Origin of the sequence: Autumnicola patrickiae (genome assembly GCF_031846525.1) — a bacterium.
In the GTDB taxonomy this organism is placed as follows: domain Bacteria; phylum Bacteroidota; class Bacteroidia; order Flavobacteriales; family Flavobacteriaceae; genus Autumnicola; species Autumnicola patrickiae.
Genome location: NZ_JAVRHM010000088.1, coordinates 1 through 286, shown reverse-complemented (window position 1 = coordinate 286; position 286 = coordinate 1). Strand labels below are relative to the sequence as shown.

The following is a 286-nucleotide window of genomic DNA, read 5'->3' as shown; positions in this document are numbered from 1 at the left end:
AGGGATATGATTGCTTACCGAAAGGCACTTCAAAACAACAACAAAATAGGTGCGGAAAAGTATTATAATTCCCTAAAAAAAGAAATAAATTCGGCTAAGTCTATATTAGCAGAAAGGGACTATTCCTTTGCATTTATTTATGGTGCTGCATTATCAATCCTTATCAGGGAGGCATTAGAAGCATTGCTGATTATCCTCATTATTCTCCGTGTTCTAAAACCTATGAAAATTAAACGCGCAGTGGTAGCCGTACATTCCGGATGGATTTTGGCCGTACTAATCGGTG

At 37.8% G+C, this 286-nt stretch carries 1 protein-coding gene; it reads left to right on the top strand.

Features of this window, described 5'->3' with window-relative positions:
- The coding region (locus RM549_RS19460; protein ID WP_311687788.1) for a hypothetical protein at window positions 1-286 on the top strand (286 nt) is incomplete at both ends.